At 54.1% G+C, this 22,580-nt stretch carries 26 protein-coding genes; 24 read left to right on the forward strand and 2 right to left on the reverse strand.

Features of this window, described 5'->3' with window-relative positions; genetic code table 11:
- From VB016_02245 to VB016_02270, 6 genes are read left to right on the forward strand one after another with little or no spacing between them, the layout of a single operon-like run.
- Positions 1 to 798 carry a polysaccharide deacetylase family protein gene (locus tag VB016_02245; GenBank protein ID MEA4977361.1) on the forward strand — a complete coding sequence of 266 codons (798 nt, stop codon included), beginning with the start codon at positions 1 to 3 and terminating at the stop codon, positions 796 to 798.
- A gap of 36 nt (positions 799 to 834) precedes the next feature.
- Complete coding sequence (locus tag VB016_02250) at positions 835 to 1,728, forward strand: tetrahydrofolate dehydrogenase/cyclohydrolase catalytic domain-containing protein (GenBank protein MEA4977362.1); 894 nt, start codon at positions 835 to 837, stop codon at positions 1,726 to 1,728.
- On the forward strand, positions 1,725 to 2,435 hold the full coding sequence (locus VB016_02255) for an RNA 2'-phosphotransferase (GenBank protein ID MEA4977363.1): 711 nt from the start codon (positions 1,725 to 1,727) through the stop codon (positions 2,433 to 2,435). The genes VB016_02250 and VB016_02255 overlap by 4 nt, the downstream gene beginning before the upstream one ends.
- Complete coding sequence (locus tag VB016_02260) at positions 2,436 to 3,386, forward strand: DUF1743 domain-containing protein (GenBank protein MEA4977364.1); 951 nt, start codon at positions 2,436 to 2,438, stop codon at positions 3,384 to 3,386.
- A 5-nt stretch (positions 3,387 to 3,391) separates the two neighbouring features.
- The gene (gene uppS, locus VB016_02265) at positions 3,392 to 4,168 is read left to right on the forward strand and encodes a polyprenyl diphosphate synthase (GenBank protein MEA4977365.1); all 777 of its coding nucleotides are present in this window, start codon (positions 3,392 to 3,394) and stop codon (positions 4,166 to 4,168) included.
- A gap of 3 nt (positions 4,169 to 4,171) precedes the next feature.
- Positions 4,172 to 5,899, forward strand: coding sequence for a TIGR04190 family B12-binding domain/radical SAM domain protein (locus VB016_02270; GenBank protein ID MEA4977366.1), 1,728 nt, complete (start codon positions 4,172 to 4,174; stop codon positions 5,897 to 5,899).
- Positions 5,900 to 5,934: 35 nt separating this feature from the next.
- Here the strand turns inward: VB016_02270 and proC are convergent, their stop codons facing one another.
- Positions 5,935 to 6,741, reverse strand: a complete 807-nt coding sequence (proC, locus tag VB016_02275) for a pyrroline-5-carboxylate reductase (protein ID MEA4977367.1) — start codon at positions 6,739 to 6,741, stop codon at positions 5,935 to 5,937.
- 111 nt (positions 6,742 to 6,852) lie between these two features.
- Here proC and VB016_02280 point away from each other — a divergent pair, with 111 nt between their 5' ends.
- The 14 genes from VB016_02280 to VB016_02345 all read left to right on the forward strand — a co-directional run bounded on the left by VB016_02280 (position 6,853) and on the right by VB016_02345 (position 19,559).
- Entirely contained in the window at positions 6,853 to 7,215 is a 363-nt protein-coding gene (locus VB016_02280; protein MEA4977368.1) for an NADH-quinone oxidoreductase subunit A, read from the forward strand.
- On the forward strand, positions 7,206 to 7,769 hold the full coding sequence (nuoB, locus tag VB016_02285) for an NADH-quinone oxidoreductase subunit NuoB (GenBank protein MEA4977369.1): 564 nt from the start codon (positions 7,206 to 7,208) through the stop codon (positions 7,767 to 7,769). Before VB016_02280 ends, nuoB begins: the two co-directional genes overlap by 10 nt.
- A gap of 2 nt (positions 7,770 to 7,771) precedes the next feature.
- Entirely contained in the window at positions 7,772 to 8,251 is a 480-nt protein-coding gene (locus VB016_02290) for an NADH-quinone oxidoreductase subunit C (protein MEA4977370.1), read from the forward strand.
- A complete protein-coding gene (locus VB016_02295; GenBank protein MEA4977371.1) occupies positions 8,251 to 9,417 on the forward strand; it encodes an NADH-quinone oxidoreductase subunit NuoD in 1,167 nt (388 codons plus the stop codon). The genes VB016_02290 and VB016_02295 overlap by 1 nt, the downstream gene beginning before the upstream one ends.
- 4 nt (positions 9,418 to 9,421) lie before the next feature.
- The gene (locus VB016_02300) at positions 9,422 to 10,594 is read left to right on the forward strand and encodes a complex I subunit 1 family protein (protein ID MEA4977372.1); all 1,173 of its coding nucleotides are present in this window, start codon (positions 9,422 to 9,424) and stop codon (positions 10,592 to 10,594) included.
- Positions 10,594 to 11,334: a 4Fe-4S binding protein gene (locus VB016_02305; GenBank protein ID MEA4977373.1), complete on the forward strand. Its 741-nt coding sequence runs from the start codon at positions 10,594 to 10,596 to the stop codon at positions 11,332 to 11,334. Before VB016_02300 ends, VB016_02305 begins: the two co-directional genes overlap by 1 nt.
- Positions 11,334 to 11,666 (forward strand): NADH-quinone oxidoreductase subunit J, encoded by a 333-nt coding sequence (locus VB016_02310; protein ID MEA4977374.1) that lies wholly within the window; start codon positions 11,334 to 11,336, stop codon positions 11,664 to 11,666. The genes VB016_02305 and VB016_02310 overlap by 1 nt, the downstream gene beginning before the upstream one ends.
- Positions 11,656 to 11,952 (forward strand): hypothetical protein, encoded by a 297-nt coding sequence (locus tag VB016_02315; protein MEA4977375.1) that lies wholly within the window; start codon positions 11,656 to 11,658, stop codon positions 11,950 to 11,952. Before VB016_02310 ends, VB016_02315 begins: the two co-directional genes overlap by 11 nt.
- Positions 11,939 to 12,241 carry an NADH-quinone oxidoreductase subunit NuoK gene (gene nuoK / locus VB016_02320; protein MEA4977376.1) on the forward strand — a complete coding sequence of 101 codons (303 nt, stop codon included), beginning with the start codon at positions 11,939 to 11,941 and terminating at the stop codon, positions 12,239 to 12,241. The genes VB016_02315 and nuoK overlap by 14 nt, the downstream gene beginning before the upstream one ends.
- Position 12,242: 1 nt before the next feature.
- A complete protein-coding gene (locus VB016_02325) occupies positions 12,243 to 14,297 on the forward strand; it encodes a proton-conducting transporter membrane subunit (protein ID MEA4977377.1) in 2,055 nt (684 codons plus the stop codon).
- 1 nt (position 14,298) lies between these two features.
- On the forward strand, positions 14,299 to 15,858 hold the full coding sequence (locus VB016_02330) for an NADH-quinone oxidoreductase subunit M (protein ID MEA4977378.1): 1,560 nt from the start codon (positions 14,299 to 14,301) through the stop codon (positions 15,856 to 15,858).
- A gap of 3 nt (positions 15,859 to 15,861) precedes the next feature.
- Positions 15,862 to 17,367 (forward strand): NADH-quinone oxidoreductase subunit N, encoded by a 1,506-nt coding sequence (locus VB016_02335; protein ID MEA4977379.1) that lies wholly within the window; start codon positions 15,862 to 15,864, stop codon positions 17,365 to 17,367.
- A 133-nt stretch (positions 17,368 to 17,500) separates the two neighbouring features.
- A complete protein-coding gene (locus tag VB016_02340; protein ID MEA4977380.1) occupies positions 17,501 to 18,466 on the forward strand; it encodes a polyprenyl synthetase family protein in 966 nt (321 codons plus the stop codon).
- A 4-nt stretch (positions 18,467 to 18,470) separates the two neighbouring features.
- Positions 18,471 to 19,559 carry an NAD(P)/FAD-dependent oxidoreductase gene (locus VB016_02345; protein MEA4977381.1) on the forward strand — a complete coding sequence of 363 codons (1,089 nt, stop codon included), beginning with the start codon at positions 18,471 to 18,473 and terminating at the stop codon, positions 19,557 to 19,559.
- Here the strand turns inward: VB016_02345 and VB016_02350 are convergent, their stop codons facing one another.
- A complete protein-coding gene (locus VB016_02350; GenBank protein ID MEA4977382.1) occupies positions 19,560 to 20,018 on the reverse strand; it encodes a nucleic acid-binding protein in 459 nt (152 codons plus the stop codon).
- A gap of 91 nt (positions 20,019 to 20,109) precedes the next feature.
- Between VB016_02350 and VB016_02355 the strand changes: the two genes are divergently transcribed.
- From VB016_02355 to VB016_02370, 4 genes are read left to right on the forward strand one after another with little or no spacing between them, the layout of a single operon-like run.
- The gene (locus VB016_02355) at positions 20,110 to 20,682 is read left to right on the forward strand and encodes a CDP-2,3-bis-(O-geranylgeranyl)-sn-glycerol synthase (GenBank protein MEA4977383.1); all 573 of its coding nucleotides are present in this window, start codon (positions 20,110 to 20,112) and stop codon (positions 20,680 to 20,682) included.
- 5 nt (positions 20,683 to 20,687) lie between these two features.
- A complete protein-coding gene (gene pyrE / locus VB016_02360; GenBank protein MEA4977384.1) occupies positions 20,688 to 21,221 on the forward strand; it encodes an orotate phosphoribosyltransferase in 534 nt (177 codons plus the stop codon).
- On the forward strand, positions 21,218 to 21,757 hold the full coding sequence (locus VB016_02365; protein ID MEA4977385.1) for a uracil-DNA glycosylase: 540 nt from the start codon (positions 21,218 to 21,220) through the stop codon (positions 21,755 to 21,757). The genes pyrE and VB016_02365 overlap by 4 nt, the downstream gene beginning before the upstream one ends.
- Complete coding sequence (locus VB016_02370) at positions 21,741 to 22,547, forward strand: HAD-IIA family hydrolase (protein MEA4977386.1); 807 nt, start codon at positions 21,741 to 21,743, stop codon at positions 22,545 to 22,547. Before VB016_02365 ends, VB016_02370 begins: the two co-directional genes overlap by 17 nt.
- Positions 22,548 to 22,580 lie beyond the last annotated feature (33 nt).

A 22,580-nucleotide genomic window follows, 5' to 3' on the forward strand; every position in this document is an offset into this window, starting at 1 on the left:
ATGAGGTCCTTCTGCTTTACCGTCGATGTAGACAGGGATGCCAACATCCCCGTACCCGGAATGAGCCAGGCCGGCTCATACAACAGGGGCCTCGGCACCGCGCCCAGGTTCAAGTCCTCCGGCGAGGGGATCGGAACGCTTACAGGGATACTGGACGAGATGGGCGTAAATGCCACATATTTCGCCGAGGCGAGAACGCTGTCGAACATCGGCGCCCAGCATCTGGCCGGGCGCGAGGTGGGCATACACGGTTTCGACCACGAGGATTTCACCGGTACTTTTCCACCGGGAGGGAAAAAGGAGGTCCTTTCAAAGGCATGCGAAACCGTCGAGGATCTTACAGGTAAAAGACCCAGATGTTCAAGGATGCCTTATATGAAGATGTCCGAGGAGGTCCCTTCCATACTTGCCGAGATCGGGATAAAGTACGACTCTTCAAAGTACCAGCCGATGGAAAAAGAGATTATTCCTTACAAGCTGGGCGGAGTGCTGGAATTCCCGGTACCGGTTGGCAGGGACGCCTCAGACAAAAAGATAGTCGGGTACCTCTGGCCGATGCATGAGGGAAAGCGTTCTCCGGAGGACTACGTCGAGATGGCCTCCCGCCTGGAGAACGGAGTATTCATACTAGCAACACACAGCTGGCACATGTCGGAATTCATAGACGGCGGGATTATTTCCAAACATGCTGCGAAAGAGAACACAGATAATGTCCGAGAAGCGATAGCCGGGATACTGGATATGGGATTCGCGGCCGAGACCCTGCCCGAGGCGGCAAAGCATTACGACGTGCGCTAAAGTAATAAATATAAAGCTCGGTTCGCTCACGGTAGCATGACCGCCGAACTTATCCTAGGTAAAGAGATCTCCCAGGAGATATACGGGGAGCTCGAGGCCAGGATAGCCGCGCTGAAGAAAAAAGGCATCACTCCGGGACTCGCCGTGGTACTTGTCGGCGACGATCCGGCATCCCAGACATACGTTCGCATGAAAGGCAAGATGTGCCAGGAACTGGGGATGCATTCGGACACGATAATCATGCCCGGGAACACGAGCCAGGCAGATCTTCTCGCCAGGGTAGGTGCCCTCAACAAAAACCCTGACATCCATGGATTCCTCATACAGCTTCCGCTACCGAAGCACATAGATGAGCAGGCGGTGATAAACGCCATAGACCCATCTAAGGACGTGGACTGCTTCCATCCCTTCAACGTCGGAAGGATGCTAGTCGGAGACCCCGAATTCCTTCCCGCGACGCCGGCCGGCGTCCAGCAACTTCTTATCCGCTCCGGGATCCAGACCGACGGGAAGCACGTAGTGGTAGTGGGAAGGAGCAACATCGTCGGGAAACCGATGGCGGCGATGATGATGCAGAAGGCCGAAGGGGCAAACTCCACTGTCACAGTGGTTCACTCCAGGACCAAAGATATCGGCTCGATTACCCGTCAGGCGGATATACTCATCGTGGCGATGGGAAGAGCGGGTTTCATAACTCCCGATATGGTTAAAGAGGGAGTGGTCGTCATAGACGTGGGGACAAACCACATACCCGACCCGAACTCCAAAAAGGGAACGCGTCTCGTAGGAGACGTCGACGAGAATGTGAAAGAGAAGGCGTCGGCCATAACGCCGGTCCCCGGCGGCGTCGGCCCGATGACGATTTGTATGCTCATGTCCAACACCGTCCATGCGGCGGAGAGGACTTACGAGAGGAAGTGCAGTCAATGATACACGAGTGCGAGGAACACGGTTATTTCCGCGGCGAGTTGTGCCCGCTCTGCGGCGAGGAAGGTAAATTCATAATGAGCGACTACGAGGTTGAAAAACTCGGAAGGAGCATGGCGGCGATCCTCAGGCACGGCAACGGGGATCCAGATATGGATGAGCAGGGTTTCGTGGACACACGCGACATCGTTTCGATGGTTAAAAGCAGGGACCAGAACAGATGGAAATGGCTCAGGCCCCACCACATCGAGGCAATGGTCGAGACGGACCCGAAGGGCAGGTACCAGCTATCCGGAGCGGACGTCAGGGCGACCTACGGGCACACTGTAAAGCTGGAGCTCAACCTGCCGACCGACAACGTCCCCGAGGAGCTATATTATCCGGCCACCGACGAGGAGGCGGAACTGATCCTCGAAGCCGGCCTTATGCCGACGGACCGTGCGATGGTCCATCTGTCCCTGACATACGATGATGCGGTAACGGCGGGCTCCGTGCGCAGCGAGGACCCGGTCATCATAGCCGTGGACACATATGCCTGCGCAGAAGCCGGTTTTCCAGTCGGAAAAGCCGCAAAGACGGTATTCCTGTGCGATAAAGTCCCTCCCGAATGTCTATACCTCGCCGCGGAGCCCGAAGACGACTACGACGATGACGATTACGAAGATGAAAATTCTTCAGAAGATGGACACGAAGAGGAAAAGGAGGATTGAATGCCAACTATCCTGAAGCCGGACGAGGTCAAAGCAAAATACGGCCCCCTGTTCTGCCGCGGGTTCTACACCATGGTGGACGAAGATAACGGCATAGCACAGATAGTCGAGGTATGCTCGTCCAGAGGTCCGGCAGAATGGGATATAGTCAACCGCCGCCGCACCGGCGGCATAATCAAAGACATAGATCTGGACGGCCAGACTCTGATAATGAACGTCGAGATAGGCGAGAGGGCCCTGAACTTCGGACCCGTCTCCGCCAACCTGGGAGGACAGGGCGTTTCTTCGCTCAAGGTCGAGGGAGACCGTGTCCGCACCGTATGGAAAGGGCTCGCAGGAGCGTCGGTCGGGATCGGTGCATGCATCCCGCAATGCCCGGACGTCATCGAGACGGTATATCCGGACGGTTTCAAGATGGGCGGCGCCCATGCCGCCAGCGTCGAAATCGTCACCCCCAAGATGATACGTCTCGTCATCGGGATAGACGACACGGACACCAAAGAGAAAGGTGCCACATGGGTCGTAGGAATGAAGCTCGGAAGGTCATGCCCCTACGGCAAGTTCATCGAGCACAAGATAATCCAACTCAACCCCGACGTACCAAGCAAGACGACGAACTGCTGCTCTACAGCCATATCTTTCGCTGCTGTCGAGGAAGACGTACCGAAGATAATAGAGTACGCTGTAGATTTCGTGAGGAAGGAGTCATACTCTGAAGAAGCCGTAATGGCCGTTTATAAGGGGCTCAAAATACCAGAGCAACTGAGCGATTTCGGATGGAGCGCCAAAACAGTGCTCTACGATCACCAGGCCGCGATAAAACTGGCCGAGGAGAACGGCGTACAGATAATCTCCGTTACGGGCATGGGCGGAGTAATCGGTGCGGTGGCGGCCATAGGATGCTTCGACATGGGCGTCCGTGCCGCAGGTATTCCCAGCGATTTCGAGTGATATAGATGCCGATCTCAAATATACTGACCAACAAGGCATACTCCACTTATGAGACAAAGCTCAGGAAGGAGGTGCTTGCGGGCCAGGTCCCCAAACACGTTGCCATAATAATGGACGGCAACCGCAGGTACGCGGAGGAGCGAGGGGAGACAAAAGAGGAGGGGCACAGACTCGGCAGCGAAAAGCTGGAGGAAGTGCTCAATTGGTGCGTGGAGGACGGGGTCAGATTCCTGACGGTGTACGCTTTCTCAACCGAGAACTTCAACAGGGAGAAAGACGAGGTCGAATTCCTGATGGAACTGCTGAGGCAGTCCCTGATCAAATTCGCAGAGAGCCCCAGGGTCCACGAGAAGAAGGTCCGCCTCAAGGTCCTCGGAGACGTTACGATGCTTCCAGATCATGTGAAAGAAGCTGCGGACTACGCCGATGAGAAGACGAAAGATTATTCCGACTACCATTTCAACATGGCCATCGCCTACGGTGGCAGGCAGGAGATCATAGCGGCCGTGAAGAGCGTCGCCCAGAAGGTGGCCGACGGGAACATAAAAGTGGAAGATATCGACGAGAACATGCTGTCTGAGCACATGTATACGTCCGACACCCCGGACCCGGACCTGGTGCTCAGGACCTCCGGGGAGGTCAGGATATCCAATTTCCTCCTATGGCAGCTCGCATATTCAGAACTTTATTTTACAGACGTCTACTGGCCCGGGTTCAGGTACATCGACTTCCTGCGTGCCATAAGGACGTACCAGCAGCGCGGAAGGCGCTATGGGAAGTGAACGATGACAAGATACGATGCAGTGTTCATACACGCCCCCAGCGTCTATGATTTCAGGAAAAAGCCGATATTCTACGGCCCGGTGAGCGATGTGATACCTTCTTCGCCGGTGTTCGAGATGTACCCGATAGGGTTCATGACCCTAAGTGCCCACCTGCAGAGGGCCGGTTTCAAGACAAGGATCGTCAACATCGCGGTAAGGATGCTGATGAGCGAGAAGTACGATGCCGAGAAGGCTATCAGAAAGCTCGATTCCAAGGTATACTTTATCGACCTTCATTGGATGCCCCATGCCCACGGGGCGCTGGAACTTGCCAAGCTCGTAAAGAAGCACCATCCGGATGCGAAGGTGGAGCTCGGAGGGCTGACATCATCGTACTTCTGGGAAGAGCTGATCGCCCGTCCCGAGGTAGACTTCGTAATGCGTGGCGATTCTACCGAGGAGCCGACGGTCAAGATGATGCAGACCCTCGAGTCCGGAGGGGACATGTCGGAAGTTCCCAATCTGGTCTGGAAGGATTGCCAGGGGAAAGTCCATGACAACGGCTTGACATTTGTTCCAGATACTCTGGACGATGTGATTTTCGATTACGGCACCATGATCAAGGGTGTATTGAAGACCATGGACGTCAAGAGCTCGCTTCCGTGGGCAGGTTGGGATTCCGAACCGCTCACGATGGCCCTGTCGGTACGCGGATGCTCGTTGAATTGTGCAGAATGCGGCGGATCGCATTACGCGAACGGAAAAGTGGTATGCAGGAGCAGACCGGCATTCAGGAGCCCGGAGAAACTGGCCGAGGACCTCGATGCGATACAGAGCTACATGAAAGCACCGATCTTTGTCGTAGGGGACATAAGGCAGAACGGAGACGATTACTCCGAAAGGTTTCTCAGGTCTGTCAGGGAACGTGGGATAGACAACCACGTCGTGATCGAGCTGTTCAACGGTGCAAGTGCCGATTACTTCAAATCACTGGACCACGCGTTCGACGGCGGGTACACGATCGAGTTCTCACCCGATTCCCACGATGAAGAGGTGCGTTTCGCGCTCGGCAAGGGATACACCAACGAAAACATCGAAAAAACAGTCCAAAACGCCTTTGAAGGAGGGTGTATGCGGATGGACCTGTTCTATATGACCGGGCTGCCATTCCAGTCATCAGAGTCGGCCGTCAACAGTGCCAGAGCATCAAAGAAACTATGGTCGCTAGTCGATAGGAAAGATGGGTTGTTTATATACAACTCTCCCTTCTCGCCCTTCGTCGATCCCGGTAGCAGAGCCTTCGAAGAGCCCGATAAATGGGGCTATAAATTCTACGCGAGGACACTGGAGGAGCACCGCGTGCTGCTGGACAGCCCTTCTTGGAAGCTAACGCTGTCCTACGAGACCGATTTTATGACCCGTGACCGGATAGCAGAGACATCTTACGATGCGGCCAATGTACTGGCACAATGTGAGTTCGAGGCCGGCAGGATATCGGAGTCACGGTTGATCGACCGTACCGAGAGGACCGAGTTGGCACGTTCACTAATGCATGAGGTCGACAAGATAATGGCCGTTCGGGACTCCGCGGAGCGCGAGACGCTCCTCTGGGGGATCAAAGAGAAAGGAATGGAGATGATGAACTCCACGGTATGCGAGAAGGAAGACCTGGCCTGGGACACCAAACCCGTATGGTACAGCGCCCCCAGGGCGCTCAGGGGATTGCTGTTCCCGCTCAGACATCGCTAATTATCATTACCTAGTAATATAAGAGCGCGCGAAGGTCACCTGCGCCCCATTTCCCTGGACTTTATGGTGCTCGCTTCGACTGCTGCTATGAAGGCCGCCCTGACGCACGAGTCCTCAAGGACGCGGACGCCCTCGATGGTCGTCCCTCCCGGAGAGCACACGCTGTCCTTCAGCTTGTCCGGGTGTTCCCCCGTCTCTAGAACCATTTTCGCAGAACCCAGCATCGACTGGGCCGCAAGCCTTATCGCTTTTTCGCGGGTAAGTCCGCATAGGACGCCTCCGTCGGCCATTGCGTCAATGACCATGTACATGAAGGCCGTGGAGCTCCCCGCTATTCCGGTCACAGCGTCCAGGTCCGATTCTTTTACCTCCTCTGCCATTCCGGACGAAGACAGCACGCCGCGGACCCTCTCCATATCCTCGTTTGTCGCCCTTATCCCCCGGGAATAACCCGCGGCACCCTCGCCTACAAGGCAGCAATGATTGGGCATAACTCGTACTATTTTACAGTCTGGCACATACGTCTCTAAAGTAGAGATTTTCACTCCTGCAACTATGCTCATTATGAGGTGGGAGCTATTGAATTTCAGCCCCTCCTCCGCAAAAAGGTCCTGAAGCTGGTTCGGTTTTACCGAGAGTACTATGAAATCTGCAAGGCGAACGACCTCCGCAGCGGTCCCGTAGACCTTAATGCCGTATTTCGCTGACACTTTGTCCCTCGTAGAAGCGCTCGGAGCACAAGCGACCACCTCGTCCTTTGTGTAAAGTCCGCTCGTTATTATGCCTCCGATCATAGCGGAAGCCATGTTACCCGCGCCGATAAAACCGATTTTGACAGACATTGGAATCATAGGCAAATCGGTTACCTCCATAATAACTTGTTCCCGCGCTCGCGCAATAGGGAAAATGCGTGACTCAATCGTTATATACTTTTAAGACGTCGCGACGCCCCAATGTCACTGATAACGTACTACATTCCGCTGATGGTACTAGGCGTGGTCTGTATGGGCTTCGCGCCGCTAGCGTGGGTCGTGTCTAGGTTTATAAGACCTACGAAAACGACGCCGTGGATGGAGTCAACCTATGAGTGCGGGTCGGAACCGATAGGGGACGCACACGTCCAGTTCAGGTTCCAATACTATGCTTTTGCCATCATTTTCGTGGTTTTCGACCTTGTCGCGACCCTTCTGATGGTTTGGGCTGTAGGATTTTCCGGTCTATCGACCATGGCTCGCATCTGGATTCTCATATTCCTCGGCGTGATGATCCTGGGCGTATCTTATGCGCTCAAAAAGGAGGAAAAAATATGGATATGAGTTTGTACCCTCATGCCGTCGCCATGAGCGCGGAAGAGTTCATGGACTGGTCCACTCTGGTCATCAACGACCTTCTAAGCGCTGGGACCAAGAAAACCGTCGACAAGCTCACAGGTCCTGTCTGGACATGGGCTATGAAAAACTCCATGCACCCGTTGCACTGGGGACTGGCCTGTTGCGCCCTCGAGATGGCATCCGCCTCTACGACAAGGCACGACGCAGAGCGTCTCGGAATCATCTATCGTTCATCCCCGAGGCAGACAGATATTCTGCTCATTAACGGATGGATCGGAAAGAAGGTCCGTCCCTCCATAAGGCGTCTCTACGAGCAGATCCCCAACCCCAAGTGGGTCATAGCCATGGGCGAGTGCGCCATTTCCGGCGGACCCTGGTATGATTCCTACAACTGCGTTCAGGGAGTCGACCAGATTGTGCCAGTAGACCTTTACATTCCCGGATGCCCCGTTAAGCCCGACGCGATGATCGACGGCTTCATGCTGCTTCAGAAGAAAATCGGCGATTACTTCAACAGAGGCGTTTTCCTGGAGGACTGAAGATGATGGACACAGAAGCGATCTATCAGGAGCCCTCGGTCTCCGAGATAAAGCATCTACTTGAAACAAAATTCAAAGGGAAGGTAACGGTCAGCAAGACCGATGTCCGCCGCGTTCATGCGGAGATTTTGGACAAAAAGGATGCTTTCGACGTATGTAACTACATCCACGACAACCTGACTTTCGAGCACTGCACGATCGTCATGGGCGCGGATATGATCGACCATTTGGAGGTCATATATCTCCTTACCAACTATCACAGCGGAACGGTGATCGAGATCTTTACCAAGCTACCGCTTGACGATCTCCACGTGCACTCGGTCGCACTCGTATGGGAAGGCGCGAACTGGCACGAGAGGGAGACGTTCGAGCTTTTCGGGATAATTTTCGATGAGCACCCGAAACTACAGAGGCTTCTCACTCCGGACACATATACGTTCTTCCCGTTCAGGAAGTCCTATAAACTAAGGGGGCAGGAATGATGGTAGTCGAAAATACAATAGACACATTCGATTCACCTCCTGAGGAGAGAATCGGGAAAGAGAAGTACGAAACGGACCAGATGTGGATCTACATGGGTCCGCAGCATCCCTTCTCCCACGGACTTTGGACACTGAAAGTCAGGGTCGACGGAGAGATAGTCACGGATGCGGAACCCGTTATCGGTTACCTGCACCGCGGCTGGGAGAAAGAGGCCGAGAACAGGACCTATCCGAAGATCATCCCGATGGCAGACCGTCTTTGCTATTCGGCATCGATGACCTATACTCACCTCTACTGCATGACCGTTGAGAAAGCCCTGGGGATAGAAGTTCCCGAGAAAGCCAAGTATATCAGGATAGTGGCGGACGAGATCTGCCGTATCCAGTCGCATCTTATGTGGCTTGCGGCCGTCGGAACGGACCTAGGTAACCTCACGATTTTCCTGTGGGGAATGAGGGAGAGGGAATACTGGCTCGACCTTAATGTCAGGCTGTGCGGTCAGAGGATGACCACCAACTACCCGCGTATCGGCGGAGTCAGGAACGACACTACCGATATATTTGACAGGGATGTAATGAGGTGCACCGAGCGCTTTGAGAAAGCACTCTGGGACATTATCAATATGATCGACACCAACTCGATCTATGTATCGAGGATGAAAGGCATCAGTTATCTCACGCGCGAGCAGTGCGCCAACCTTGGCATAACGGGGCCCGCGATGAGAGGATGCGGAGTAGACTTCGACCTGCGTCGCGACGACCCGTACGACAACTATGAGCACATCGATTTCGAGGTGCCCGTCCTGAAAGAAGGGGACACCTATGCCAGATATATGGTCAGGATCGAAGAGATGTTCCAGTCCTGTGAGATAATCAGGCAGGCTGTCCGCAAGATCAATGCTCTCGGCAAGAATGCGCCCTATAGGCTCAAGGTACCTTCCAAGGTACCGGCAGGAAAAACATTCTGCAAGCTCGAGGACCCTCGCGGCGAGTCGCTGATGTACTTGATATCGGACGGCACGGACAAGCCCTTCAGGCTTAAGGTCCGCGCGCCGCTGTTCACTAACATATCCGCATCGAGGCCCATGGTCAAAGGAGTCAGGGTCGCCGATGTTCCGGCAGTGATGGCTATGATCGATGTTTGCATGGGAGAAACGGACAGGTGATACTATGGTTTCTTCAATGAAAGATTGGATTCAATATGGGGACCCGATGTCCAACGCGTACTATCCGTACGACACGTACAACGTGGTCTATGACATCGGTTTCGAGGTGTACCAGTTCCTAGGAGGAATTGTAGCCTGGCTCATCAACCTTCTGATACCCGGGAACTGGCTTTCGGAATGGCTGGTATCAGATGCCGTAGTCAACGCGTTCGCGATAATCATACTGGCGCTGCTGATATTCCTGGTGATATTCGTCGGGGTACTGATATCGCTGTGGGAAGAGCGTAAAGTTCTCGGAAGGTTCATGGACAGAAGAGGGACCATGATAGGCATGAAGGGATTCATGCAGTGCGTCGCCGACGGTCTCAAGACCTTCATGAAAGAGAACACCATGCCCAAGAAGATCGACAAAATGACCTACATGTGGACCGTTTCACTGGTCATAGGCACGTCGGTCCTTGTTGCGTGCATGTTGCCTCTTTCCGACAGGTTCTACATCGTGAACTTCGATTCCGGTCTCCTGATCGTTATGGCGCTGTACGCTTTGGCGCCATTCTTCATCCTGGTTTCCGGCTGGTCGCAGAACAACAAATATTCTCTGATCGGAGGAATGAGGGCTGCGGAGTCGATGATATCATACGAGATTCCGATGCTCATCATCGTATGTTCCGTGGCAGTATTGTCTGGAACATTCAATATCGGCGGCATAGTGGCCGCTCAGAACGAATCGATGTGGTACATCATCCCGCTGTTCATAGGTTTCATCGTGTTCTTCACATGTGCGTGTGCAGAATCCGAGCGTTCGCCCTTCGACCTGGCAGAAGCAGAGGCCGAACTGGTCGAGGGATGGCAGACAGAGTACGCCGGAATGAAATGGGGACTCATAATGCTTGGAGATTATCTCAGGGGATTCGCCTCCTGTGCGATGATATCCATCATGTTCCTCGGAGGCTGGAATATAGCTCCGTTCGCATCCGATGCCGTCAACGGATTCCTTCCCGAAGTCGTACAGCTCCTCAAGGGCTGGTTCATCTTCTTCATAATGATCTGGGTCAGAGTAGCTCTGCCCCGTGTTAGGATCGATCAGATCCTCAACCTCGGATGGAAGGTGTTCATGCCGTTGTCTGTGATCAACCTGGTAATTGCGGTATTGCTCAAAGTAGGAGGTGTCTTCTGATGCCTATAAAATATCTAGATAAGTATCCGAAAAACCCGGCGAGGACCCTTTGGGTTCTGAAGCCCATGTGGGTCAGCCTTAAGCTGTTCTTCAAGACCGTAACCCACAGGCCCGTCACCATTCTCTATCCTTACGAGAAGGAGTGGATTCCCGACAATTATCGCGGACGCCCGGGGCTCAGGTTCGATAAGTGCATCGGTTGCGGAGTATGTTCGAGGATGTGCCCTACGGGGTGCATCAAGATGGTCGATGTTGCGGACGACGATGGCAAGATGGTATCGAGGCCGCAGGTGTTCGTCGGAAGGTGCGCCTTCTGCGGGTACTGCGCTGAATACTGCCCGGTGAACGCGATGACCGTGACGCCCGAATATGAACTGGCAGAGCTGTTCAAGGAAGATCTGTTCTACGGACCCCGCAGGCTGAATTTCAAGGACACAACGCCCGGAATGGAGGTACATCTGGAGATGACCCTCCAGTCCGATATCGATGCAGGGCGCTCAGAGAGGAGGGTACTCCCCTATGAGATAGACAACCCTGTCGTCGATGAGGACCTATGCATCGGATGCAAGAAGTGCCAGAAGGTATGTCCCGTCGATGCCGTTACGATGGTCGAGAAGGGCCTTAACGCCAAAGGCAAGCCCAAGCTCATTCCGGAGTTCGATGCGAAAAAGTGCATATGCTGCGAGAACTGCGTAATCGACTGTCCCAAGGACGCAATAATCATTGAGGAGGTGCTCTGATGTCTACAATACAAAACATTTGGAACGAGTTCACCGACTATCTGGGGTACCTCGGCAACAACGGTGACCTGGTGATGTTCCTGGCCGTAGCGGCCATCGGAATAACCGCTGCGTTGTTCGTGGTTACCGATAAGGAGGCAATGCACAGTGCATTCTACCTCGCCCTTGTGTTTGTAGTCGTGGCAGTTGTCTTCCTGTTCCTGGAAGCCGAGTTCATGGCGATCATACAGCTATTCGTGTACGTCGGTGCTATCACCATACTGTTTGCGTTCAGCATAATGCTTACGAGACGTTACATCATGAAGTCCGGAGGTGGCAACGATGATGAGTAAGAGAACGATCTACGGAATCGTCACGGCCGTCATAGTGATGGTCGCACTCACGTTCGCCGTGTTCGCCACCGGATGGGGGGACATTGTCACCTACGACTGGCCTCAGTCGATGCCTACCTTCAACCCGATAGATGGAAGCGGAAACCTCCTTGCAGGTTCGCTTACATACGTGGTGTTTGAAACATATGGCCCCATCGTCGCACTGCTGGCATTGATAATGTTCGGTGCAATGGTCGGTGCGATATGCGTTGCAAAAGAGGAGGTTGATGACGATGATTCCAATTGAATTCTTCCTCATGTTCTCGGCCATACTGTTCGTCATAGGAACATATGGAATAATGACCAAGAACAACGCGATTGTCGTGCTGATGTGCATCGAGATGGTCCTGAACGCCGCAAACATAAACCTTGTCGCTTTCGCCGCATATAACGGCGAAATAATGGGACAGGTTTTCGTGGTGTTCACCGTTGCGATCGCAGCATGCGAGGTCGCTGTGGGCATAGCAATATTGCTCAACGCATACAAAATGAAGAAAACGACCGTCATAGACGATCTTACGGAATTGAGGTGGTAAGATGTTCATCGAATATACATGGCTCATACCGGTGATTCCGCTGATTTTCTTCGTTATCATCGGTCTGATCGGAAAGAAGACCCCCAAAGAAGGGGGGTTGATTGCAATCATAGGGGCCTTGGTATCCTTCGTCCTGTCCGTGCTGGTGGTGTACGAGTTCCTAACGGGACCCGCTTACAACGGCGGCATCGGTTATGTGACGGATGCGGTAACATGGTTCACGATCCCGGGCGGGTTCACGCTCACACTGGGATACTACGTGGATGGGCTTACTTGCGTAATGCTGATGTTCTCCTCCCTGATCTCCCTGCTGATCTTCATCTACTCGATAGGGTACATGCATGACCAGGGAAAGAGGAACAGGAGATACTTCGCAGAAGTGAGCCTTTTCCTCGCAGGAATGCTGGGGCTCATAATCTCCAACAACTACCTGATGACCTTCGTCTTCTGGGAGGTAATGGGCCTTTGCTCGTACCTCCTGATAGGATTCTGGAGCTTCAGGCACCCTGAAGGCGATGTCGCTTCCGACAAAGCCGCTTCCGCCGCAAAGAAGGCGTTCATAGTTACCCGCCTGGGAGACGTTTCGTTCATGGCAGGACTGTTCGTACTTCTGTACGCGTTCCAGTCCCTGGACTACGTTAGCCTGTTCGAGCCCTCGGCCATAGCCGCTGTCGACTCGAATCTGATAATCCTTGCTACTCTCCTGCTTTTCGGAGGTGCGATCGGAAAGAGCGCACAGTTCCCTCTGCAGGACTGGTTGCCGGATGCGATGGCGGGCCCGACCACGGTTTCAGCTTTGATACACGCGGCGACGATGGTCAAGGCGGGCGTGTACCTCGTTGCGAGGAGCTACCCGCTGTTCGTCCAGTCTGCGGACGTCATGCTGCTCGTCGGCCTGATCGGAGGAATCACCGCAATACTTGCGGCCTCCATGGCGCTTAACAATATGAACATAAAGAAAGTCCTCGCGTTCTCGACGATTTCCCAGCTCGGTTACATGATAATGGCACTGGGAGCCGGCGGATACATGATGGCAATAGGGATGCAGGAAAACAACCCGGCCCTTATTGCCGCGGGCGCAGCCGGATACACCGCAGGTGTGTTCCACATGTTCAACCACGCCTTCTTCAAGGCATTGCTGTTCATGGGGTCCGGTTCGGTCATCCATTCGTGCGGTACCGAGGACATGCGCGAGATGGGCGGCCTCGGTAAGAAGATGAAGTGGACTTCGATAACCATGCTGATCGGTTCATTATCGATTGCAGGGTTCCCCTTCTTCAGCGGTTTCTGGTCGAAAGACCTCGTGCTCGAGTCTGTTATGAAGGCGTCGGAGTTTGGACCCGAGGGCTACATATTCGCAATAATATGGGTTCTGGGAGTCGTGACCGCGTTCATGACCGCGTTCTACATGTTCCGCATGTGGTACATGACGTTCGGAGGACCCAAGGGTCACGCAACCGAGCACTCGCACGGCGAGTCCCCGGCATCCATGACCATCCCCTTGATGTTGCTTGCGATATTCGCGTTCGGTTCCGGTTTCCTGATTCTGTTCGGGCTTGACGGCATAATAACCATATCCCCCGATGCGATCACAGGTGCGTTCACAGTGGGAATGCACGACGGTCACGGAGCAGCGCACTTCATCGAAGAGCTGTTCACCAACCCGTACACCTACCTGACCATAGTCCTGGCACTGCTGGGGATATACATTGCGTACCTCATGTACAGCAAGTTCTCGGTCAACCCCGGGAGGTTCAACAAGGAAGGACAGTCCAGGCTCTACAATGCCCTGGAGAAGAGATGGTGGTTCCCCCAGTTGTACGACTGGATTTCCTGGAAGTTCGGATACGGCATCGGAAAAGGTGTCGATTACTTCGACAGGAACGTGGTCGACGGGACCGTCAACGGACTCTCCAGTGCAGTTGTGGGTTCAGGCGAGAGCGCCAAGTACGTCCAGACAGGAAACGTGGGCAACTATGCTTCGATCGTGATGATCGGTGTAGCGGCGGTATTCGTCGTTGCCCTTGTATTTATCTATTTCATGGGAGGGATGTAAGGTGTTCGACGAAATTTTCGCTGAGATCCCCATACTGATGTTGTTGCTGGTGATTCCCCTAATAGGGGCAGTCGCAACGCTCTTTATGGGCGGAGAGAGACAGAAGTACGCAAAGTACGTGGCGGGAGCCTTCTCAGGTGTAACGCTGGTACTTGTGATACTCCTAATGTTCGTCGATAATATGGCGCTCCTTTCGGAGAACTATCTTTGGATCGACGCCGCAAACATCAGGATATCGTTCATACTGGAAATAGACGGGCTCAGCCTGTTGATGGTCCTGCTGACCGCTCTGCTGGTGTTCCTGGTCGTCGTGTTCTCGGCATCCGAGAGCGACAGGCCGAACTACTTCCACACGCTGATAATGATCATGGAGCTGGGTCTGATGGGTGTCTACCTGTCGGCCGATTACTTCCTGTTCTACATCATGTGGGAAGTAACGCTGATCCCGATGTACTTCATGATATCATGGTACGGAGGGCCCAGAAGGCACTATTCGGCAATCAAGTTCTTCATCTATACGCATGTGGCGAGCCTGGTCATGCTGATCGGTATCTTCGCGATCGTGTTCCAGGCGGCAGCAATAAACCCCGGCGTAATTGCGGACTTCTCGTTCGCCGCCGTGAACGCTGCGTCTGGATCGTTCGGCGAGGTATTCCAGGTGCTGGTGTTCGGTCTGTTGTTCTTCGGGTTTGCAGTCAAGATGCCCGCGGTCCCGTTCCACACATGGCTTCCGGACGCGCACGTCGAGGCACCTACCGGAGGCTCGGTCCTGCTTGCAGGTGTCATGCTTAAGATGGGATCTTACGGTATAATCAGGGTCGCACTCAACGCTCTACCCGACGGAGCAATCTGGTGGGCGGAGATAATATTGGTCGTTGCCTTGATTTCGATAGTCTACGGCGCTTACGCATGTATCGCGCAGACCGACCTCAAAAAGATGGTGGCCTATTCGTCCATCAACCACATGGGAATGGTCATGCTGGGTATCGCCGCATCGCTGCTGTACGTCAAGTACGCCGCGTCGCCCGACCCCGTAATAGCGCAGATAGGAATCGAATTCGCGATATTCCAGATGTTCGCCCACGGCCTCGTTACCGCAGTGCTGTTCATGGTGTGCGGTTTCACCGGTCATGCCTTGGGAACGAGGGAGATTCCGCTTCTCGGCGGTCTGGCAGGAAAATTACCTGCCTTCGCAACCTTCATGATGATCGGTTTCATGGCCTCGCTGGGTCTGCCCGGTCTCGTAGGGTTCTGGGGAGAGTTCGGAGTGATATTCTCGTTCTACGTGGCGGCGGAAGCCATGGGACAGATATGGCTGATAGTATTCTGCCTGCTGTCCATCATGCTGAACGCAGGGTTTTACATATGGGCGATGCAGAGAACGCTGTTCGGCAGGGAGACCACCAAGGTCGATCTGTCTCATGTGCACGATGTTAGCAAGGCCGAGGGCTTCGCACTGGCGGTGCTGTGCATAGTCATAGCGCTGTTCGGTATTTGGCCCGACTTCGCTCTGGGCTATATCGAGACTTTCGTGGCAAACTTTGCCATGCCGGGGGTGTGATAAATGGTAGATATTGATATCAATTGGATAACCGACTCGTTCGGAAGCATGACCCCGGTACTGCCCATGGTGCTTGTCATCATAGGGGCATTGCTGATGCCGGGCATTCACCTTCTCTTCAAGAGAAAAGATGTGACCTGCGCGGTATCGCTTGCGTTTGTGGTTCTGGCGGCAGTATTCAACATACTGCTTCTGCTCGGGCACTACAACGGGACGTATTACGACCTGTTCACATACGACGCGTTCTCGGGACTGATGATCCTGCTTTTCCAGGTCGTCGCATTCATTGCTATCCTGATTGCGGGCCCCAGCAGCGAGACGACCAAGTTGCACGTCGGTGCGTTCTATTCGCTGATGCTCATCGCAACGGCGGGAATGGCATTCGTTGCAACAGCTTCCGACCTGCTACTGATCTTCGTGGGCGTCGAGATGGTAAGCATCCCGTCGTACGCGATGGTCGCAATGAAGAAAAAAGACCCCAGGGCCTCTGAGGCCGCTGTCAAGTACGTCATCATCGGAGGACTTTCTTCCGGTCTGACGATATACGGTATTTCTATGCTGTTCGGCCTTACGGGCACGACCAACATCGCGGATATCGCGGCGGCACTCGCAACCCAGGGATACACCGCAGGCCTCGTAATCGCGCTTGCGACTATGATCGCAGGATATGGTTTCAAGATCGCGGCGGCTCCGTTCCACATGTGGGCCCCCGACGTGTACGAGGGGGCAGCGACACCGGTTTCTCTGTTCCTTGCTACAGGCTCCAAGAAAATGGGGCTCGTGGTATACATCAAGGTCTTTTTCGTGATGTTCGTCACGATACAGGCGGCCCAGCCGTTCATGACCGAGTCGATCCAGTACGTGTTCGCGATCCTTGCGGCCATCACGATGACCGTAGGAAATATACTGGCCATCGTACAGGGCAATGTGAAGAGAATGCTGGCATACTCTTCGATAGCCCAGGCAGGTTACATGCTTATGGCGATCGCGATCATGAGCGAGTGGGCGATGACAGGAACAATCTACTACATGTTCGCGCACGTGTTCATGAAGGGCGGAGCGTTCGTGGTCGTAGCTGCGCTGATAACGGCCGGCGTCGGAGAGAACCTCAAGGATTACAGAGGACTTGCAAAGAGGGCACCGTTGCTTTCAGCTGTGATGCTTCTATGTGTGTTCTCGCTTGCGGGAATACCCCCTCTGGCGGGATTCACAGCAAAGTTCTTCCTGTTCTCGGCCGCAATCGTGCCCGGGCTCGGAGAACCGGTATCGGCACAGTGGGTGTGGCTCGCGTTCGTGGCAATACTGAACTCTGCCATTTCGCTGTATTATTACGCCAAGATAGTCAAGGCGATGTACATCGAGAAGGGAGAGTCCGAAGAGAAGATCAAGGTCCCCGTGGCATTCACGATAGCAGCAGTATTGTGCGTCTTAGGAGTAATCGCGATGGGTGTATTCCCTGAGCCGTTCCTATATTACTGCTCGCAGGCCGCGGCCGCCATTATGCCTTGAAGTCGGTATCAAACAATTTCATTCCCTGCCCCTTTGGGGGCAGGTTTTAATTTATTCTTTATGCTTCTGCACTGGCTATTTTGATTATTGAACTCTGAAAAGCTTAAGTAGATTACACACTTCACTCAAGGTTATGTCCGACCTTTGGCACGACTGCATATCGGATGAGCTCGAAAGGGTCGAGGACCTAATGGCTAAGGAACTGACGTCCGAGAACCGAGAGCTCACCGAAATGTGCAGATATGTCATCACTTCAGGAGGCAAAAGGATCAGGCCCGCCGTATGCATCCTGGCTTATTACGCATGCGGAGGGAGAGATCCCAAGAGGGCGATCGAAATAGGCTCCGCGTTCGAAATCATCCACAGCGCGACCCTAGTCCACGATGATATCAATGACCAGGGCGAGCTTCGCAGGGGCCGCAAGTCGCTTTACAAAGAGTATACGATCGGTAAGGCGATAATCACCGGTGATTTCATGTTCGCCATGGGCTTCAGACTGATAGGTGCCACATCGCCCGACATAGTCGAATATGTCATCGACGCATCGTCATCCATGAGCGCCGGCGAATTCATCCAGAAGAATTTCGAGCACAAGTCCGAGGTCACAGAGGACGACTATATGGAGATCATCAACGGGAAGACCGCCAAGATAATTTCCGCATCGGCAAAGTCGGGCGCATTCATGGCCGATGCAAACATCCAGACGCTGGATGCGATCGGGGATTACGCCATGGCCACCGGGATGGCATTCCAGATAATCGATGATACCTTGGACATAATCGGGGATGCCGATAACACCGGCAAGCTTGTAGGTACAGATATCATCGAGGGCAAGCCCACACTTCCCATAATATATGCCATGGAAGACCCACTTTACGGAAAGCAGATCATCGAAGTGTTCGAGACCGATGAGCCAGACGCCGATACAGTAGAGATGGCGATCAATCTGATAAAGAAGACCGACGCCATAAGCAGGTGCAAGAAAAAGGCGATGGAGGTACTGGTCGAAGCACGCCAGAATCTCGATATCCTTGGCGACTCGATCTATAAGAGGGCTCTGCTGGCACTTGGCGATTACATCGTAACGAGGGATAAGTGATCCCGTGACAGAGAAGGTGGATGTTCTGGTGGTCGGAGCCGGCCCGGCCGGCAGTATGACCGCACGCTTTGCGGCCGAGAAAGGCGTCTCGGTCAGAATCATCGAGAGGCGCGGCGAGGTCGGATTTCCGGTCAGGTGCGGAGAGCTCGTTCCGAGTCTGGAGGAGACACGCGGCACCTTTCCCGACGCGCCGGATCTCGATGATACGATGGATATCCCTTCCTCATTGGTTACGAGATGGATAGAGGGCATGAGGTTCACATCTCCTAACGGTCGAACCACTGAATTCCCGTTCACCGGATGCACGGTCGACAGAGATAGGTTCGATCAACATCTTATATCGGAGGCCGTCAAGGCCGGCGCCGAACTCGTGACGAACTGCAGTTTCCAAAGGATAGAGAACGGGGTTGCTGTGACCGAGAAAGGCGAGATCGAATACAAGGTCATCGTGGGCGCAGACGGCCCATCCTCCAGAGTCTCCCGAGAACTGGGCCTCCCTCGGAACAAGAATCTCTACCCTGCGGTCACATCGGTCGCCAAAGGTGACTTTGAGCCTGTAATCGAGATGTTCTTCGGAGGCATCGCTCCGGGCGCCTACAGCTGGATAATACCCAAGTCGGGATGCGCAAACGTCGGAGTGGGATTCGCACCCAAATTCTCCAAGGGAAGGCCCACCGAATATTTCAGGCAGTTTGCGGAGAAGCAGGGATTGGACATCGTGCAAGAAGTGCACGGAAAATACGTTCCCAGCGAGGGGCCGATCAATAGAACGGTCTCCGGAAACGGACTGGTGGTCGGAGACGCCGCAGGCCAGGTCGCGTCGGTCAACGGAGGGGGAATCCCTCAGGCGATGATATCTGGGCGCATCTGCGGAAACGTAGTGGCAGACCATATACTCAAGGGCAGGCCTCTGGAGGATTACGATTCGGAATTCAGGGAGGCGATCGGCAAACCTCTGAAAACAGCGGCATTGAACAAGAAGCTCGCCGACACGTTCGCATTCGGCTCGGACCGCAGGACCGACATATGCATGCGCATACTCGGCGAAAGGCGCATGGCCAACCTGGTAAGATGCAAGCGCATATTCCCTTGATCATTTCTTACGATGGGACCGCATGGCCGAGCCGCATATGGGGCACTCTTCGGATTTTTCCTTGAACCATTTTCCGCACCCGATGCAACGGTAGTTCCATTTGACCTTTTTCGTTATTCCTGCCGTGCCCACCGCCCGATAGGGTATCTCCATAGATTTGGCTACATTTTGGATGGAATAATCGTCGGTCAGTATCGTGCCGCCTGTGTCCAAGGCAAGTGCAAGCACGGAGAGGTCCACAGGCGAGAGCCTTCCGATGTCTCCGGTCTTTCGCGCCTCTTCCTTCACCTTTTCCATCGAGGTTTTGGTGCAGTCGGACACCCTGAGGCGGTCGTCCCACAGAGCGAGACGCGGGTCGTTGAACCTCTGCAGCTCGTCCACTATCCCAGGCGGGCAGAGGAATTCCTCATCGGGGATCCAATCCATCGTGAAGAACGCCGAAGTGTCCATGATGAGCATGGGTTCCGATTCACACAGTGGATTATCAAAGTTGCTATGCGAAGATAAGCAAAGGTTAAACAATGGACGCCCATCCAGAATCAGGGATAGAATGGACGTTCTGGGTGCCGTTACAGTAATGCTGGTCGGACTTTGGGTGTTTTTGCCAGCTATGTTGCCCAACTCCGCTGCCGTGGTATTCGGTGGAGGGACGAAGATGGACTTCGGCAGGTCTTGGAGGGGCAAAAGGATATTCGGAGATGGCAAGTCCTTCAGAGGCTTTTTCGGAGGTGCCTTCTCAGGGATAGCTCTGGGCATGATCCTGATTGGGATCTCTCACGTTTTCGACCCCGTAGACCACTGGGGATATGGGCAGCTATGGCAATGCGCGGGGACCGTATGTGCGCTGTCTTTCGGAGCGGTGCTCGGCGATCTTTCCGGAGCCTTCATCAAACGCAGGCTCGGCATGGAAAGGGGTCAGAAGGCGCCGATCCTTGACCAATATGATTTCGTTGCAGGAGCGTTGCTCGTCACGGCGCTGTTCTTTCCCGGCTGGGTTTACGGGACCTACATAGAGGGATGGAACATACTGGCACTTATATTCTTGATACTGATAATGTTCGGTATACACCGGATAGCCAACATGGTCGGATTCAAAGCCGGCCTGAAAAAAGAACCATGGTGACACAAATGGGAGAAATGTCAAAGGCACTGATAGAATGCGGAGCGCTGCAGTTCGGAGACTTCACGCTGGCGTCGGGGGCGAAAAGCACCTACTACATAGATATAAAGAAGGCGAGCACGAACCCCAGGGTCCTGAAGCTCATAGCCAAGCTTATGGCATCGAAGGTATCGGAGCTCGGTTACCGCCCCGACAGGATCGCCGGGGTAGTCCTCGGATCCGTTCCTTTGGCAGCGGCCCTTTCGCTCGAGACGGGTATCCCTTACGTTATGGTTCGGAAAGAGAAGAAGGACCACGGTACCGGGAAGTTGATCGAGGGGGACCTGGAAGTCGGGGACCGCGTGCTGGTCATAGAGGACGTTATAACCACGGCAGGCTCCAGCATCGCCGCCATCGCGACCGTACGCGAAGCTGGAGGAAAGGTCACCGACATAGTTTCCGTCATCGACCGCCAGGGAGGGGGCTCGGAAAATCTCTTCGAGGCTGGCGTTGAACTTCGACCGCTGGTCAGGGCGTCCGAGATTCTGGAGGGCCGTGTTTGAGGCCGTCGGAGAACTGTGACCTCTGTTCCCTGTGCAAAGGAAGGACCAACCTTGTCCTGCCCAGCGGGGACCTGTCCTCGGGAATAGCTTTCGTGGGGGAGGCCCCCGGCGAATCAGAGGACCTGCAGGGTAAGCCATTCGTAGGCAGGTCGGGCAAGATACTCGACAAGATCATGGCGGAGGAAGGCCTCGATCGGTCTAAGGTAATGATCACCAACACTGTGAAATGCCGCCCACCGAATAACCGCGACCCCACGAAGGAGGAGATGGCCGCATGCAGGAAGTTCCTCGACAGCGAGCTTTCATCATGCAGACTGGTGATCGGCCTAGGCAAATCTGCCTGCAGGGACCTCCTAGGATACGAAGGAAAGATGGGCGATATAGTCAACAAGAAGATTTTCATAACGGTCGACGGAAAAGAGATCGCGTTCATACCCACCTACCATCCGGCCGCATGCATCTACAACAAAGAGGCCCGGGTGGGCCTCAGGGAGACCATCAGGACAGCGAGGGGAGAGCTTGAAGCTGGGAACTGACGTCGCCGGGGTACTTCTGGACATGGACGGCACCGTTTACCGGGGAGATGAGCCCATAGAAGGCGCCTCCCTTTTCATTTCGAGGCTGAAGGAAGCAGGCGTACCGTACGCGTTCATAACGAACAATTCCTCCCATACTCGCGACTTCTACTACCGGAGGCTCAGTAATATGGGATTTCCCGTTTCCGAGGCCGAGATAATCACATCTGCGACCGCCACGGCCAGGTTTCTGCAAAAGTTCCGACCCGGTGCGCGCGTTTTCCTCATGGCGTCACCGGACGTCAGGGAAGAGATCGTTTCATACGGCATCAACGTAACCGACGATAGGCCGGATACAGTGTTGCTAACGTTCGACCGCACCATATGCTATGACAGGATAAACGAGGCGTACCATCTGATATCCGCAGGCGCGGAGCTCGTGGCCACACATCCGGACGACCTATGCCCTACGGAAGACTCGTACGATGTGGACATAGGTCCGTTCATCAGGCTGTTCGAGTCGCTCACGGGAAAAAAGGCAACGGTGATAGGTAAACCGAACAGTCTGATGCTCGAGATGGCGGCCAGTGTAATGAACGTAGATCCCTCCGATACTATGATGATCGGGGACCGTCTTTACACAGACATCAGGATGGCCAACGATGCGGGGATCCGTTCAGTCCTGGTACTAACAGGTGAGACTTCAGAGAGCGATCTGGTAACTTCTGCGGTGAGGCCCGATTATGTGGTCCAGTCCGTTGCAAAAATCGATATTTTGCCCAGGCGAGGGACATTAAAGATGTGCCAGTGATAATTGTATTTAAATATTATCTATGACATTTAA

The organism is Methanomassiliicoccaceae archaeon (genome assembly GCA_034928305.1).
Taxonomy (GTDB): Archaea; Thermoplasmatota; Thermoplasmata; order Methanomassiliicoccales; family Methanomethylophilaceae; genus VadinCA11.